14 protein-coding genes are annotated in these 16,315 nt (G+C 31.9%); 7 read left to right on the top strand and 7 right to left on the bottom strand.

Annotation, left to right across the window (positions count from 1 at the left end; genetic code table 11):
* Positions 1–127: 127 nt before the first annotated feature.
* From HM992_RS03295 to HM992_RS03275, 5 genes are all read left to right on the top strand, one after another.
* The gene (locus tag HM992_RS03295) at positions 128–1,621 is read left to right on the top strand and encodes a sensor histidine kinase (protein ID WP_179318705.1); all 1,494 of its coding nucleotides are present in this window, start codon (positions 128–130) and stop codon (positions 1,619–1,621) included.
* A 3-nt stretch (positions 1,622–1,624) separates the two neighbouring features.
* The gene (locus HM992_RS03290; protein ID WP_179318704.1) at positions 1,625–2,314 is read left to right on the top strand and encodes a response regulator transcription factor; all 690 of its coding nucleotides are present in this window, start codon (positions 1,625–1,627) and stop codon (positions 2,312–2,314) included.
* Between the two features lie 164 nt (positions 2,315–2,478).
* Positions 2,479–2,913, top strand: a complete 435-nt coding sequence (gene rpiB / locus HM992_RS03285; protein ID WP_178986422.1) for a ribose 5-phosphate isomerase B — start codon at positions 2,479–2,481, stop codon at positions 2,911–2,913.
* 23 nt (positions 2,914–2,936) lie between these two features.
* On the top strand, positions 2,937–3,848 hold the full coding sequence (locus HM992_RS03280; RefSeq protein ID WP_179318703.1) for a cation diffusion facilitator family transporter: 912 nt from the start codon (positions 2,937–2,939) through the stop codon (positions 3,846–3,848).
* Positions 3,848–4,291, top strand: coding sequence for a GNAT family N-acetyltransferase (locus tag HM992_RS03275; RefSeq protein WP_179318702.1), 444 nt, complete (start codon positions 3,848–3,850; stop codon positions 4,289–4,291). Before HM992_RS03280 ends, HM992_RS03275 begins: the two co-directional genes overlap by 1 nt.
* On the opposite strand, the gene HM992_RS03270 is transcribed toward HM992_RS03275, so the two are convergent.
* From HM992_RS03270 to HM992_RS03245, 6 genes are all read right to left on the bottom strand, one after another.
* Complete coding sequence (locus tag HM992_RS03270; protein ID WP_178986425.1) at positions 4,292–5,128, bottom strand: OmpA family protein; 837 nt, start codon at positions 5,126–5,128, stop codon at positions 4,292–4,294.
* Positions 5,129–5,192: 64 nt separating this feature from the next.
* On the bottom strand, positions 5,193–6,827 hold the full coding sequence (locus HM992_RS03265) for a S41 family peptidase (RefSeq protein ID WP_179318701.1): 1,635 nt from the start codon (positions 6,825–6,827) through the stop codon (positions 5,193–5,195).
* Entirely contained in the window at positions 6,808–7,239 is a 432-nt protein-coding gene (gene rnpA, locus HM992_RS03260) for a ribonuclease P protein component (protein ID WP_195806641.1), read from the bottom strand. The genes HM992_RS03265 and rnpA overlap by 20 nt, the downstream gene beginning before the upstream one ends.
* Before the next feature lie 39 nt (positions 7,240–7,278).
* Positions 7,279–9,081: a M1 family metallopeptidase gene (locus tag HM992_RS03255; RefSeq protein WP_179318700.1), complete on the bottom strand. Its 1,803-nt coding sequence runs from the start codon at positions 9,079–9,081 to the stop codon at positions 7,279–7,281.
* 108 nt (positions 9,082–9,189) lie between these two features.
* A complete protein-coding gene (locus HM992_RS03250; protein WP_179318699.1) occupies positions 9,190–10,791 on the bottom strand; it encodes a S8 family peptidase in 1,602 nt (533 codons plus the stop codon).
* Between the two features lie 29 nt (positions 10,792–10,820).
* Positions 10,821–11,681: an MBL fold metallo-hydrolase gene (locus HM992_RS03245; protein ID WP_178986429.1), complete on the bottom strand. Its 861-nt coding sequence runs from the start codon at positions 11,679–11,681 to the stop codon at positions 10,821–10,823.
* 195 nt (positions 11,682–11,876) lie between these two features.
* On the opposite strand from HM992_RS03245, the gene HM992_RS03240 reads away from it, so the two are divergent.
* Positions 11,877–12,200, top strand: coding sequence for a DUF202 domain-containing protein (locus tag HM992_RS03240; protein WP_178986977.1), 324 nt, complete (start codon positions 11,877–11,879; stop codon positions 12,198–12,200).
* A gap of 155 nt (positions 12,201–12,355) precedes the next feature.
* Complete coding sequence (locus HM992_RS03235; RefSeq protein WP_178986430.1) at positions 12,356–14,203, top strand: cation:proton antiporter; 1,848 nt, start codon at positions 12,356–12,358, stop codon at positions 14,201–14,203.
* A gap of 95 nt (positions 14,204–14,298) precedes the next feature.
* Here the strand turns inward: HM992_RS03235 and lepA are convergent, their stop codons facing one another.
* The gene (lepA, locus tag HM992_RS03230; protein ID WP_179318698.1) at positions 14,299–16,095 is read right to left on the bottom strand and encodes a translation elongation factor 4; all 1,797 of its coding nucleotides are present in this window, start codon (positions 16,093–16,095) and stop codon (positions 14,299–14,301) included.
* Positions 16,096–16,315: the final 220 nt, after the last annotated feature.

Genomic DNA, 16,315 nt, shown 5'->3' with positions numbered 1-16,315 from the left:
TAACAGTCCAAATGAAGGGTTTTTGTATATCGATAAGAAGTTAAGTGAAACCACTGATATTAAAGAACAGCAGGTTTTAAAAACCGTAAAACTGTTTCCATTAAGTCAAGTAGAGTTATTTGATACTATGATGACCATTTCTAATGATTTATTAGAAGACCCTAATTTAAATATAGATTTAAAAATTATTGTTCACTTACGGCGTGCTTTAGTTTATGAGATTTTTGAAGATTTTAATAGAAGTAAAACAGAGTTAGACCTTGCCAATATCTTAATACAAGAACACCCCGAACAAAAAGATGAAAAATATGGGGAATTGCTATATCGTTATGCTTCCTTATATAGGGTTTATGATAATTTTACTTTAGCTAATGAATATATAGATAAATCCATAGCATTTTCAACCAAAAACAAGTATAACGACGTGGCAGCTGTGGCTTATATGGTTAAAGGTTTTTTGATTTCAAATAATGATATTTCAGAAAAAAAGAATTATTTTAATTTAGCACTTTATAATTATAAAACACACAGTGATTCAATAGGAATTTCTTCCATGTATTATAATTTAGCGGATCTATATTATACCGAGAATAACTTAAATAAGGCTTTCATTTATACAGATTCTGTTATGCATTACAGCAAAAATTTTGAATATTCATTTGCTTTTGCACAAACACATCACTTAAAAAGCGAGTTGTATAAAAAGCAAAATAAGTTAGATTCTTCTTTATTTTTTTTAGAAGAATATTACCATTTAAAAGAGGCCTTATCTTATGATCGCCAATTATTAAAAGTTAAAGATATTGAAAACAATTTTTTATTAGAAAAAGAGCAAATAAAACGCGATAATGTCTTTTATGAAAATGAAAAAATAAAGTCATTTAATGCTCAATTAAAAAGCTTTATTTATAGTTTGATAGCCGCTTTAGCATTATTCATAACAGCTCTAATATTAATTGCTAGAAAGAATAAAATAATACGAGAAACAAGACATAACATAACTTTCATTAATAAAGAATTACAAAAGAATGTAGCGGAAAAAGAATTTTTATTAAAAGAGCTTAACCATCGTGTAAAAAACAATCTATCATTAATTATTAGCCTTGTAAACTTTCAAGCGATAGAAACAAAAGACGCTTATTCAAAATTACAATTTGAAACCCTCAGGCAACGGATAGAAGCGATTGCGATTGTTCATGAAGATATGATGGGCAAGTCTAACTCAAAACTAGACGATAAACACAACATTAATGAATACATTAATAAAATAGGTGATTCGTTAATAAAACTAGATACGAGAACAGTTGTTTTTCATCCTCAAATTCTTAATATAGAAGTTTCTATAGATATTGCAGTACCTCTAGGTATTCTTATAAATGAGTTAATATCTAATAGTATAAAACATGCTGTAGTAACCGATAAATTAGAGATTTTTATTGAAATTTCTGAAGAAAATGAGTATTTGAATATTAACTATTCCGATAATGGTTCAAGTTTTTATTTAAAAGAATCAGGTCACGGTTTAGGCTTATTTATAATAGAAAGTATGGTCAAACAACTAAAAGGAAATTTAAAACGCAATGGGTTTTATTACATTATTAAAGTATTAAAAAACAAATAATAAATGTATAATATACTAATTGTAGAAGACGAAATACTTATTGCTAATTTACTAAAAAATTATATTGAGAGTGCTGGATTTAAGTGTTGTGGTATTGCTATAGATTTTGAAGAGGCTCTAGACATCTTAGGTACTGAACAAACTATTGACTTGGTGTTTTTAGATGTATCGTTATTTGGTGTCAAAACAGGTATTGATATCGCTAATTATATAAATACTAAATATGATATTCCTTATCTATACTTAACGTCTTACAATGATGTTAATACCTTAAATGAGATAACAAAAACGAATCCGATAGGTTATTTATCAAAACCATTCAAAAAAATTGATGTGGTTACAGCGCTACAATTGCATTTCAATTCTAATAAAACAATTGATGTTAAAAGCTTTAAATTTACTAATGGTAAATCTATTTATACTGTAGATCTGACAGAACTTTTATATGTAAAATCAGAGCATGTTTATTCTAGGTTAACGTTTTTAAATGAAACACTTTTAATCAGACAATCTTTAAGTAGTTTAATAAATACGTTTCCTGAAGAATTGCTTATTAGAATTAACAAAAGTGTTGCAATTAATCCAAACTTTATTAATAAAACATCAGGGACAACAGTAGAAGTTAAGGATGAAGTCTTTAAACTTTCAAGAAAATTTACCCACAATTTGAAAGATTTAGACAATTTTATATAATAAATTACCTAGCATATCAAAGACGTTGTAAATTCTAAAACCTAGGGTTAGAAATGAAGGTTCATTTTTTTAATTAACTTCTAAAAGATTATATAATAAAGAAATCTTAATGCAAAAACATTAGGTTTTTTTTATTCGTAACTTTGTATTCTAAAATAAAAAAAATGAACATTTCAATAGGAAACGATCACGCAGGACCAGATTATAAATTTGCTATCGTAAAACATTTAGAAGCTAAAGGACATACCGTTATTAATTACGGAACCGATAGTTTAGATAGTGTAGATTATCCAGATTTTGTACATCCTGTTGCTAAAGATGTGGAGGCTAAAAAAGTAGATTTTGGTATTCTTATTTGTGGAAGCGCTAATGGAGTGGCTATGACCGCTAATAAATACCAACATGTAAGAGCTGGTGTATGTTGGACGAATGAAATTACAGAATTAACGCGTTTACATAATAATGCAAATATTATATGTATTCCAGCACGTTTTACATCGATTCCACAAGCTATTAAAATGGTAGATACATTCTTAGAGACTAAGTTTGAAGGAGGTCGTCATCAAAACCGTGTAGATAAGATTCCGGCATCATGTTAATATCAATTCTAAATTGATGTCAAATGAACCACCATCATAACCATTCTCACAGTCCTAAAGATTTAAAGGGGCAAAAGCTATTAATTTCAATACTCTTAAATATTGTTATTACAATAGCTCAGGTTATTGGTGGATTAGTTTCTGGTAGTTTATCATTACTTAGTGACGCTTTACATAATTTTAGCGATGTTGTTTCTTTAATTGTTAGTTATGTCGCTGCTCGTTTATCTAAGCAAAAAGCGTCTATTAATAGAACCTTTGGCTATAAACGTGCCGAAATTTTAGCGGCATTCATTAATGCTAGTACACTTATTATAGTCGCGATTATCTTAATTTTTGAAGCTGTAAAACGTTTTAATAATCCTCAAGAAATAGAATCTGGCTTAGTGATTTGGTTAGCTATTATAGCCATTATAGGAAATGGTTTGAGTGTTTTATTATTAAGAAAAGATTCTAAAAATAACATTAATATGCGGTCTGCCTATTTGCATTTACTTACAGATATGTTAGCAAGTGTAGCAGTATTAGTTGGTGGGTTATTAATGAAATACTATCAACTATTTTGGGTAGATAGTTTATTAACCTTATTAATTGCTTTATATTTAATTTGGGTGGGTTACGATTTATTAAAAACATCGACTAAAATGTTAATGTTGTTTACACCAGATACTATTAATATTAAAGATGTAGTAAGAACTGTTAATAAACTACCTAAAGTTAGTAAACTACATCATGTTCATATTTGGAATTTAAGTGATGATGAGTTGCATTTAGAAGCCCATTTGGACTTAACAGAAGACATTTCTACGACTGCGTTTAATGATTTACTTTTAGATATTGAAACGGTTTTACATGATGAATTTAACATCAACCATGTTACTATCCAACCAGAGTTTAATAAAGAAGACCCTAAAGAGGTCATTGTACAAGATTAATGCTAGATATAATAATTAAGAATTTCAACGAATTAACAACGCAAGAACTTTATAATCTACTTCAATTACGTAGTGAAGTCTTTGTAGTTGAGCAAGATTGTGTATACCAGGATATAGACGGAAAGGATCAAAAAGCTCATCATATTTTAGGGTATAAAGATGATAAATTAGTGGCTTATACACGAATTTTTAAGCCAGGTTATTATTTTGATGAATCTAGTATTGGTAGAGTTGTAGTACAACAGAATACACGAAAATTTAAATATGGTTACGCTATAATGAAGGCGTCAATTGAAGCCATTAAATCGCATTATAATGAGCGTATAATTAGAATTTCTGCACAAACGTATTTGAAACAGTTTTATAACAATTTAGAATTTTATGAAGTAGGTGAGGAGTACCTAGAAGATGGTATTCCGCATATTAATATGATTAAGTCCTAATTATTTTTTTTCATAAATGCGAGTCACTAAAATTTCGACACGTCTATCTAATTGTGGTTCACCTCCAAGGGGTTGTTTTCGTCTCATACCAGCAAATTTCATGCGGTAATGTTTCACACCTTTATCAACTAAATAATCATAGATATATTTTGCGCGTGCCACAGATAGGTTTCTTTTTTTAGTCTTACGATCAATGGCATCTCTTTCACCTTGTGTACAGCACACATGGCCTTCAATAGTGAAATATACATTGGTTCGTTCTACTAAAATTTCTGCAATTCTATCGAGTACAACTTTAGATTCTTTTGTTAGATAGCTATAGCCTGTTCTAAACAACAAATTTTCTAATAGAATTTTATCACCTTCTTTTAAATCACCTCTTAATAAATCTTCAGTCGTGTCAACAATAGGTTTTACTTCCTTTATTTTTGGAGGAAAAACAGGAGTTACAATGATTTCAACTTTACGGTTTAAACCACGTATTTTATTAAGATCATTTTCTTTAATAATATTCACTAAAATTTTACCTTTTCCATCAACGTTGGTCATTTTAGACTCATCAAATTCGTTATTAGAAAAGACTTCTTTTATAGCATCTGCACGATTTTGCGATAAAACAAGATTGTAATTATCACTACCGCGATCATCTGTAAAGCCGTAAATGGACACTTTTTCTATATCAACATCTTCAATTTTGGACAGAAAAAGTAATAACCTACTGTGCTCAGTTTCAGGAATATCGTGTTGGTCAGTTTCAAAATATACTTCGTGCTTCAGTTCCTTTTGAGCAAAAGAAAGTTGAAAACATAAGCATAATAGGATAAATAGGGGTTTCATGTTGCTATATAATTTTCTTACTAATAGAAAATAGTTATGACGTTAAATATAAATAATTTTAATGCTATCTCAAAATGCCTGCATATTGCGAAGGATTATTAAGAATGCTTAAGGCTTTTTTAATTTCTGCATTATTAGCAGTATAATAGGTATATAAACCTTCACTATAAAAATAACGTTTAATAATTTCGTCTGTTAGTAATGATTTTAATTGTGTTTTATTATCGTCAATCGCATTGGTTTTATACGCTTGTAAAGCGGCAGTTAAGGCGTTGTATTCTGAATTAATTTCGGCTTCAAGTGCTTCTTCTTTAGCTACAGCAATAGCCTTATCTAAAGCTATTTCTGTCTTAGTTTCAAAATTAAAACCGCTTGATTTAATATAATTTTTAAACTTTTTAAAGTCTGAATCTGAAAGTGAAAAGCCTTTTAAATCTTCAATTTGATGATCGTAATAATAGTCTGTTGCAAAGTTGAAGACTAGATTTTCGTTAGATATCGCTTTACTTATAGGTGTTTGCTTAGAAAATTCAACTTCAACATCTGGTTCTACACCGCCTCCATCAAACACATCGCGTCCATTTCTGGTTTTAAAAGCATTATAGTTTTCTTGTTGTGTTCTTGTGGCATTACCATCTTCATCACGATTCCAGTAATCTAGAGCCTGAATACAACGACCAGATGGTGTGTAATATCTGGAAATTGTAATCTTCATTTGTGTACCATAAGTCAACGGTTTTGGTCGTTGTACTAAACCTTTACCAAAACTTCTTGTTCCCACTACAACTGCACGATCCATGTCTTGTAAAGCACCAGAAACAATCTCGCTTGCTGAAGCACTTTTACCATCAATTAAAACGACTAATGGAATTTCAGTATCTACAGCTTCACGTTGTGTATAATAGGTTTTATTGTATTTTTTTACTTTAGATTTAGTGGTTACGACTAATTGATCTTTCGGCACAAAAATATTAGTGACGTTAACCGCTTCGTGCAATAAACCACCAGGATTTCCTCTTAAATCTAATATTAATTGCGTAGCGCCTTGATTTTTTAAGGCTTTAATAGCTCTTATTGTCTCAGAAGACGCTTTATCATTAAATTTTCTTAGTACCACATAACCGGTTTTATCATTGACCATAGAGTAGTGTGGTACGGCTTTAATATCTAGCGATTCTCTAATAATAGTGACCGTATTGGTTTTGCCTTGTCGTCTATAGGTCACAGAAACTTCTGTACCAGCAGCTCCCTGTAGTAGGTTGGCAGCATCATCTTTAAAATCAGCAACCACAACTTTATCTACTTTAATAATTTCATCACCAGCTTTAAGTCCGGCTTTATCGGCAGCATAATTTTGATAAGGTTCTACAATAACCAATTTATCTTTTAAGGTTAAAACCTTCGCTCCAATACCTGTATAATCCCCTGCATTGTTAATTCTAGAGGCTTCTACGTCTTGTTCGTTATAAAACTGTGTGTAAGGATCTAAATCGTCTAACATGCTTTTAATAGCGGTATCCATTAAATCTCCTGGGTTGGTATCATCCACATAGTTCATGTTAATTTCCTTAAAAAGCGTGGTAAATATTTCTATTTGTTTCGCAATTTCAAAAAAGTCGTTCTTAAAAGCTGTGGTGCCAAAAAAGATAAGCACACCAAAGACAGGAATTAGTATTTTTTTATGTAGCAGTTTTTTCATGTGTAGCGATTTTGTCGGTAAATTTCCGAAACAATAATTTCATACCATCATTTAGTTTATCAAAAGTTGTTCCATCCTTACTAAGGTACAAAATCATAAACGCATAAGATTCAGAACTATTGTTAAAATATAAGGGTTTATTCAGTCTATAGGCTTCGCGGAGCAATCGTTTAATTTGGTTTCTAGAAACGGCCGTTTTATGCAATCGTTTACTTACAGAAACACCTGTTTTTAATGTTGAACCATCTTCGTATTCAGTTTTAAGATACACCAATCTTAGCGGATAAGCGGTAACAGCTTTGCCATTAGTAAAAAGCTGTTCTATTAACTTTTTACTTTTTAGTTTATCTTTTTTTGAATACTTAAAGTTCACGTTTCGTTTATCAGGTTTAACAAAAATAGAAAACCGCATCAACATGATGCGGTTTTGATTCATTTATATTACAAGTGTTTATTCAATTGTAAACACATTATTAGTTCTATCAACATCTGCCATCATCTGAGAACTATCAATTTCAACAGATTTTACTACTTTCTTAGCGTCAAATGAATACGTTGGTATTGCCCAAGCCCAATCATTAATAATCGTTGCTGAGGTTGGTTTTTCTCCACGCATCATTTGAAGCGGAATGTAAAAGTCTTCTGTAGTGCCATCAGTATAAGTTACAGAAAGGTCTATTGGCATTGGCATTAATCCAATACGTTCTAAAGTAATTGATTTACCGTTAACCGCACTGACTTTATAATCTATTGTATTTGTAGTTTGCGTAAAATCTATAAAATACCAATCCAGTTCAAAATCAGTGATGCGTTCTGCAGTTCTAATAATATCGAAGGGTTTTGGATGTTTAAATTTAAAATTTTCAAAATATGTTTTAATCGTTTTATCTCTGTTTTCCTCACCAATAACATAACCTAATTGTGCTAAAAAAACAGCTCCTTTACTGTAAGCTGCAGCTCCATAAGCTCTGTTAAAGGCATAGCGATCAGAATGTGTGGTTAATGGTTGCTCAACTCCAGAATTTGCTAATGCGATATAACCTCTATAGGCACCAGATAATGGATTAGATTTTTTGTCTTCACTAAGCGAATTCATTGCTAAATTTGAAATATATGTTGTGTAGCCTTCATCCATCCATTCGTGTTTAGATTCGTTGGATGCCAATAAAAATTGAAACCAAGTATGTGCTAACTCGTGTGCGGTAACTCCTAATAAACTACCATAGCTACGTTTACCAGTGATTAATGTAGACATGGCATATTCCATACCTCCATCACCACCTTGAATTACTGAATACTGATCGTACGGATAGTTTCCGATATGTTCATTAAAGAAATCCATTAATAAAGCTGTATCAGCTTGTAATTTTTTCCAATTATCTAAATAGACCTGTTCTAAAGTGCTTTTATAGTAGAAATTAAGTGTTGGACCATTTGGCATTTGAAATGTATCGTGAATATATTCTGGATCTGCAGCCCAAGTAAAATCATGCACTTTAGGAGCTTTAAAATGATGGATTTTCTTACCAGATTTTTCTATTGGCTCTCCTTGAAGATAGCCAGTTCCACCAACAATATAATCTTCATCGATAGTTAATTTTACATCAAAATCTCCCCAAACTCCATGAAACTCTCTGCCTATATAAGGATCTGCATGCCAACCTTCATCATCATATTCTGCTAATTTTGGGTACCATTGAGACATGGATAAAGCAACACCTTCTTTATTATTTCGTCCTGATCTACGAATTTGAACAGGAACTTGAGCATTAAAATCCATATTAAAAGTTACTTTTTCACCTGGTTGAATAGGTTGACTCAATTGTACTTCTAAAACAGTACCAACAGTTTCGTAAGACACAGACGTTCCGTTTTGTTGTAAAGAATTCACTTTAATATAACCAATTTCATTAGGTTGAAGTTTACTAATACGATCACCAACTCTAGGATCTGGATCACTAATGGTACGTGAACGTACATCCATTTCACTTCCAGGTTGAAAGGCATTAAAAAACAAATGGTAATACACACGATTTATAACATCTGGTGAGTTATTAGTATACACTAATTTCTGCTTCCCTTTATATTGATAGTTATTGACGTCCATATCAATTTCCATAGCATAATCTACATGTTGTTGCCAATAACTATTTGTAGAATTATTTATTGTTTTAACCCCTTTACTTGGCTGCTCTGTAGCACCACAAGAGACAAGAATTAAGAGTGAAAAAAGACTAATAATGGAATGTTTCATGACATTTGTTTTTATAAATATGAAAATTAAAAGACCTTAAAAATAATTGGGTTATTTAGATGTATTGACTAAATAACCCAATTATTTAATTTAATATGAAAGAGTTTATTATAATTTTGATGCCATTATTAAGGCATTATAAGCATTAACGATTCTACCAGATGTAGATAAATCTGAAAATGACTTAACGTTAGAGGCATCTCCACCAACAACCACTTTAGTTGTAATAGGCAAACCAGATTCTAAAATGACTTGTTTAACTTGTGCAGCAGTTAATTTAGGGTAGTAAGAGCGTACTAAAGCAACTACACCAGCAACAGCAGGTGATGCCATAGATGTACCGCTTATGCTTTCATAATCATTCTCTGGAAACGTTGAATAGATATCTGATCCAGGAGCAAAAACATCCACATTCTTTTTACCATAATTAGAGAAACCAGAGACAATTTTAGAACCATATTTTGAGGTTAATGAACCCACTCTGATATAAGTGTTTGATATTTCAACAAAGTTGACATTATCATCTGGAAAATTAGCACCTTCATCTACATTTTTACTGTCGTTACCTGCAGCATGTACAAATACAACGTCATTATCTGAAGCATATTTAATAGCGTCTCTTACCCATTCTGGATGCGGAGAAAATGATTTACCAAAACTTCCGTTTATTACTTTTGCTCCATTATCTACAGCATAACGAATAGCTAATGCAACATCTTTATCGTACTCATCTCCATTAGGAACTGTTCTAACGGACATAATTTCTACATTATTAGCAATTCCATTTGCTCCTTTTCCATTATTGCGTTCTGCAGCAATAATACCTGCAACGTGCGTTCCGTGAGATTCTGATTTTTTAACAGGCTTAACGTTTCCATTTCCATAGCCTTTATCAGATAAATCATTGATGTCATCTTTAGTGGTGCGACCCGAAAAATCAACATTAAAATGATAGTTTAAGCGTTCATTAAAGCCTTCTAATGGCGCACTAACTTCTGCAATAGCTTCTTCAAAAGTACCACCATTAGCATGTATGTTTTGTGCAATTTGAACAGCTTGTCCTAATAATTCATCTTCTGTTTTAATCGCATTAACCTCTTCAATTGTATAGTCCTTCTTACCAAAATGTGTTATTAACTTTTCATCGGCACTTTTTAAGACATTTATAATTTGTTCATATCTCGTTTTAGCACCAAGATACGTTTCATATTCCTCTTTTTGTAGAGCTACAGCTTCATCATAACGAGGATTAGACGTATCTCCGCTTGCTATTAGGCGTACGTATTCTAACTGTTCGTCATAACCATCACCTAAGAAATTCCAACCATGGATATCGTCTATATAACCGTTGTTATCATCATCAATTCCGTTGTTAGGAATTTCATCTTCGTTAGTCCAAAGTACATTTCTTAAATCTTCATGATCAATGTCAATTCCAGAATCAATTACGGCAACAATGACTTTAGTTCCTTTTTTATTTTTAATGATTTCAGTATAAGCTTTATTAACACTCATTCCAGGAATAGTATCATTTACAAGGTCTAAATGTCCCCAGTTTTTAGCTTCAGCATCGGTTAACGCTGTAACCTTTAAAGGAGCTGAATCTATGTTTTCAATTGGTGTAGAAAGAATGGCACCCGTGCTACCACACCCTAGAAATAGTGTTCCAGCAAACCCTAAAATCGTTATTATTCTAAAATTAAATTTCATGTATTAATGTTTATTATTGTTTTATTTTTTTAGTTAAATAGGTCGTTAGTTGTAAATGTTTCGTTAAGTCGCACCCCTTTTTCAGTATGTTTAACCGTAATAATTTCGTTATGGGCATCATGTTCTAAAAAAAGATAGAAATTTTGGTCTGCGGCCATATTTAAAAACAACTCTTTTTCGTCAAGTGTTAATAAGGGTCTAGTATCATAACCCATTACAAAAGGCATAGGTAAATGACCAACAGTTGGTAATAAATCTGCCATAAAACAAATGGTTTTTCCTTTGTAATTAATCATAGGAATCATCTGTTTATCGGTATGGCCATTGGCAAAGAAAATATCAAATCCTAAGTCAGAATTTTTTAAAATAGGATTATCAGGAACGGAAGTGAATTTTAATTGTCCACTGTCTTCCATTGGTAAAATATTCTCCTTTAGAAACGAAGCCACCTCACGTCTATTTGGTTGTGTAGCCCATTTCCAATGGTCTTTATTACTCCAAAAATGAGCATTTTTAAAAGCAGGTTCATAACCCGTTCGGTCTTTGTTCCATTGAATGCTCCCTCCACAATGATCAAAATGGAGATGCGTCATAAAAACATCTGTAATATCATCACGATGAAATCCATAAGACGCCAACGATTTATCTATAGAGTCATCACCATAAAGAAAATAGTAACCGTAGAACTTATCACTTTGTTTATTACCCATTCCGGTATCAATTAAAATAAGGCGATTTCCATCTTCAATTAATAAGCAACGCGCAGCTATATCTATCATGTTGTTATTATCAGCAGGATTGGTACGTTGCCATAATGATTTTGGTACCACACCAAACATGGCTCCACCATCGAGCTTAAAGTTTCCAGATTGTATAGGATATAATTGCATTTGCGAAAATTTTGTAAAGTTTTGCAAATTACTAAAAGCTTTAAAACTAATTGTTGTTAGTCTTAATAAATTAGAAGAGATTTAACAATTAAGGGCTATATATTCTCTTATCTATTCTAAAAAATATTTACTTTTAGAATGAAAATTGAATTAGCAATGAAACGAATGTCAAAATCACCATTAAAAATTAAGAAAATCAAACTCTTGCGTTTTGGTCGCGATTTTAAACCCGATCAGCAAGTTATTTTACGAGATTATTTAGCCATAGAGCGTACACGATTGGCAAACGAGCGAACACTATTATCCTATATTCGTTCTTCTTTATACTTATTATTGGGCGCCATTGCGTTATATCAACTTAAAGAATTTGCTAATTTTCAATATTTAGCACTGACGGCAATTGTATTTAGTGTGGTCTTTTTTATCATTGGAGTTTATAGATTTACTTTATTAAAGAAGAGTTTAAAACGGGTGTACTATAAATCTGAAGAAAAAGAAGCTAACGACACTGAAGAATAATATTTAGAAACTCACAATTCAGTTGCGGTTTTTACTTAAATAATTTGTGTGGTTAATAATAGCACTTAAATTTTAATAAAATACATTATGAGTAGTTATACATTAAAACCTTTTATAAAAGTAGAATTTAGTATTTTCACGCAAAAAGTAGATAGATGTTAGAACTCGCCGGAATTATAATTCTTGGAATATTAGCACAATGGGTAGCTTGGAAATTTAAAATCCCAGCTATTTTACCCTTAATACTAATAGGATTATTGGTAGGTCCGATTGCAGCAGAATTTTTAAGTGAAGATAAAACCAAATGGATAGAGCCTATTTGGAATGGCACAAAAGGGTTGTTCCCTGGCGATAGCTTGTATTATTTTGTGTCACTTGCCATAAGTATTATTTTATTTGAAGGAGGCTTAACCTTAAAACGATCCGAAATTAAAAATGTAGGACCTGTAATTACCAAATTAATTACCGTTGGTTCTGCCATTACATTCTTCGGTGCTGGTATCGTGGCACGTTATACGTTTAACTTAAGTTGGGATTTATCTTTTCTATTTGCAGGACTTATTATTGTAACTGGACCAACTGTAATTACCCCAATTTTAAGAAATATTCCACTTAAAAAAGATGTTTCAACCGTGTTAAAATGGGAAGGTATTCTTATCGATCCTATTGGTGCTTTAGTTGCCGTTTTAGTTTTTGAATTTATAAGTGTTGGAGGTGACAGTGGTTTTACAAAGACAGCTTTAATGGAATTTGGTAAAATTGTATTATTTGGTACCACATTTGGTTTCACGTTTGCTCATGCTTTGGCTTTTGCAATTAATAAAAAGCTAATTCCACATTATTTATTAAACGTCGTATCGCTTTCAACCGTATTATTGGTGTTTGTTGAATCAGAATTATTTGCTCACGAATCTGGACTTTTAGCTGTTGTGGTTATGGGAATGGTTTTAGGAAACAGTAAACTAGATAATCTCAAAGAACTATTATATTTTAAAGAATCGCTGAGTGTATTATTAATTTCAATTTTATTTATTCTGTTAGCTGCAAACATTGATATTGAAGACCTACTTCTACTATACAATTGGAATACAGCGATACTGTTTGCTATCGTTGTCTTTGTTATTAGGCCATTAGCGGTATTTGTGAGTACCCACGGTTCTAAGCTTGAACTCAATGAAAAACTATTTATAAGTTGGGTTGGACCACGTGGTATTGTTGCCGCAGGTATCGCATCACTTTTTGGCAGTAAATTAATGAAGCAAGGTGTTGAAGGAGCAGAATACATTACTCCTTTAGTATTTATGATTGTTTTAGGAACCGTTTTATTAAATGCAACAACGGCACGTTTATTTGCAAGATTGGTTGGTGTATTTTTAACAAAATCGAATGGAATTTTAATAGTTGGAGCTTCAAAATTATCACGACTTTTAGGACATTATTTAGTAACGAACGGAAGGCATGTGGTGCTTATTGATAGCAATCAAAATAATATAGATAAGGCCGAAGAATTAGGTCTTGAAGCCTTAAGTAGTAATATTTATGCAGATACACTTTCGGACAATATTGAATTAAATGATGTAGGTTACATCATGGCAATGACCGGAAACTCGGATATTAATGCTTACGTTATAGAAAAATTTACAAAAGAATTTGGTGAGAATGGTTCGTATAGATTGGTCACTTCAGATGAAATGAACAACCCAGAAAACAGTCCAAAAGAAGGCTTATTTTCTCCCACTGATGATTATATTAATTTAACAGAAGTAACACGTAAATATCCTGCCATACAAGAAATAGACATACGTGATGCTGCACATTACGCTAGTCTTATAGAAATGGCACGTAAGGATCAGTATATCATTCCATTGTTTATAAAAGATGATGAAGGAGAACTTCATATAATTTCAGTGCACAACACAAAAGACGATAATATTGGACAAAACTTTAAATTGGTGTATTTAGGTAAGCCTTTTGATCTGGAAAAGGTGGTGAATGAGGATTAAAATGCCCTATGATAAATGAATATTTAAGATAAAGAACGAATAATAAAGAAAAAGATTCCTACGAAAGCAGGAATCTTTTTTTATTTAAAACATGATTAATCATTCAGTTTCAATACAGCCATAAATGCCTGCTGAGGTATTTCAACATTACCTACTTGGCGCATACGTTTTTTACCTTTTTTCTGCTTTTCAAGTAACTTACGTTTACGAGAAATATCTCCACCATAACATTTTGCTGTTACATCTTTACGTAATGCTTTTACAGTTTCACGTGCAATAATTTTTGCACCGATGGCCGCTTGAATAGGAATATCAAATTGCTGTCTTGGTATTAACTCTTTCAATTTCTCGCACATTTTTTTACCAATATGGTGTGCGTTATCCGCGTGAATTAATGCCGAAAGCGCATCAACAGGTTGTGCATTTAATAAGACATCTAAACGTACTAATTTTGACACTTTCATACCAATTGGCGAATAATCGAAAGAGGCATAACCTTTAGAAACCGTTTTTAAACGATCATAAAAATCGAAAACAATTTCTGCTAATGGCATTTCAAAAATTAATTCTACACGTTCTGTCGTTAAATAGGTTTGATTAACAATCATACCTCGTTTTTCAATACACAAACTCATAACGTTACCGACAAAATCAGATTTTGTAATAATGGTAGCCTTAATAAACGGCTCTTCAACACGATTTACAGTTGTAGGCTCTGGTAGGTCACTTGGATTATTAACAATAAAAGCCTCATCAGGATTTTTGTTGGTATATGCATGATAGGATACGTTAGGAACTGTAGTAATTACGGTCATATCAAATTCACGTTCTAGACGTTCTTGGATAATTTCCATGTGTAACATGCCTAAGAATCCACAACGGAAACCAAAACCTAAAGCTGCAGAGCTTTCAGGTTGAAATACCAAGGATGCATCATTAAGTTGTAATTTTTCCATAGAGTTTCTCAACTCTTCGTAATCTTCAGTGTCCACAGGGTAAATACCAGCAAAAACCATTGGTTTTACATCTTCAAAACCTTCAATAATATTGGTTGTTGGATTAGCAAAATCTGTAATGGTATCACCCACTTTTACTTCTTTAGCTGTTTTTATACCTGTAATTAGATAGCCAACATCACCAGCTTTTACACTTTGTTTGGCAACTTGAGTTAATTTTAAAGTTCCAACTTCATCTGCAAAATATTCTTTTCCTGTGGCAACAAATTTAATTTTTTGACCCTTCTTTATTTCACCATTAAAGACTCTAAAATAGGTTTCAATACCTCTAAATGTGTTATAAACGGAATCAAAAATTAAAGCTTGAAGCGGTTCGTCTACATTACCTTTTGGAGCTGGAATACGTTCAATAATGGCTTTTAAAATATTCTCAACACCAAAACCAGTTTTTCCACTGGCATGAATCACTTCAGAAGGATCACAACCTAAAAGGTCAACAATATCATCGGTTACTTCCTCAGGGTTTGCACTTGGTAAATCAACTTTGTTCAATACCGGAATTATTTCTAAATCATTCTCTAGTGCTAAATACAAGTTAGAAATAGTTTGCGCCTGTATACTCTGAGCTGCATCTACAATTAATAGGGCACCTTCACAAGCAGCAATAGAACGTGAGACTTCATAAGAAAAATCTACGTGACCAGGTGTATCAATAAGGTTAAGCACATATTTTTCGCCTTCATATATATAATCCATTTGTATGGCATGCGACTTAATAGTAATACCACGTTCACGTTCCAAGTCCATACTATCTAAAAGCTGGGCTTGCTGTTCGCGCGCAGTTACAGAACCTGTGGCATCTAGTAAACGATCTGCTAAGGTACTTTTACCGTGGTCAATATGTGCAATAATGCAAAAATTACGAATGTTTTTCATGTATCTTTTCTAAGGCAATAACTAATTGGCAAAAGTACATGAATTTTTTCATTTGAATTTTGTAAGTTTTCAAATTAAATAAATTATGTAGGCTAACGAAGTGGTTGCTGAAGTGAAGCTAAAATTTATACTTTTTAAGTTTATTAAATAAAGATTATACTGAAGAAATATAATTGATTTCTTGTGCTTTATCGTATAAAATATAAGAATAAAAACAATT

The sequence above is a fragment of the Winogradskyella helgolandensis genome (assembly GCF_013404085.1).
In the GTDB taxonomy this organism is placed as follows: domain Bacteria; phylum Bacteroidota; class Bacteroidia; order Flavobacteriales; family Flavobacteriaceae; genus Winogradskyella; species Winogradskyella helgolandensis.
This window is presented reverse-complemented; position numbering and strand designations above follow the sequence as displayed.

Excerpts from the sequence above, each read along its gene's own strand:
- HM992_RS03295 (WP_179318705.1), top strand. The coding sequence starts at position 128 with ATGATGACCATTTCTAATGATTTATTAGAAGACCCTAATTTAAATATA.
- HM992_RS03290 (WP_179318704.1), top strand. The coding sequence starts at position 1,625 with ATGTATAATATACTAATTGTAGAAGACGAAATACTTATTGCTAATTTA.
- rpiB (WP_178986422.1), top strand. The coding sequence starts at position 2,479 with ATGAACATTTCAATAGGAAACGATCACGCAGGACCAGATTATAAATTT.
- HM992_RS03280 (WP_179318703.1), top strand. The coding sequence starts at position 2,937 with ATGAACCACCATCATAACCATTCTCACAGTCCTAAAGATTTAAAGGGG.
- HM992_RS03275 (WP_179318702.1), top strand. The coding sequence starts at position 3,848 with ATGCTAGATATAATAATTAAGAATTTCAACGAATTAACAACGCAAGAA.
- HM992_RS03270 (WP_178986425.1), bottom strand. The coding sequence starts at position 5,128 with ATGAAACCCCTATTTATCCTATTATGCTTATGTTTTCAACTTTCTTTT.
- HM992_RS03265 (WP_179318701.1), bottom strand. The coding sequence starts at position 6,827 with ATGAAAAAACTGCTACATAAAAAAATACTAATTCCTGTCTTTGGTGTG.
- rnpA (WP_195806641.1), bottom strand. The coding sequence starts at position 7,239 with ATGCGGTTTTCTATTTTTGTTAAACCTGATAAACGAAACGTGAACTTT.
- HM992_RS03255 (WP_179318700.1), bottom strand. The coding sequence starts at position 9,081 with ATGAAACATTCCATTATTAGTCTTTTTTCACTCTTAATTCTTGTCTCT.
- HM992_RS03250 (WP_179318699.1), bottom strand. The coding sequence starts at position 10,791 with ATGAAATTTAATTTTAGAATAATAACGATTTTAGGGTTTGCTGGAACA.
- HM992_RS03245 (WP_178986429.1), bottom strand. The coding sequence starts at position 11,681 with ATGCAATTATATCCTATACAATCTGGAAACTTTAAGCTCGATGGTGGA.
- HM992_RS03235 (WP_178986430.1), top strand. The coding sequence starts at position 12,356 with ATGTTAGAACTCGCCGGAATTATAATTCTTGGAATATTAGCACAATGG.
- lepA (WP_179318698.1), bottom strand. The coding sequence starts at position 16,095 with ATGAAAAACATTCGTAATTTTTGCATTATTGCACATATTGACCACGGT.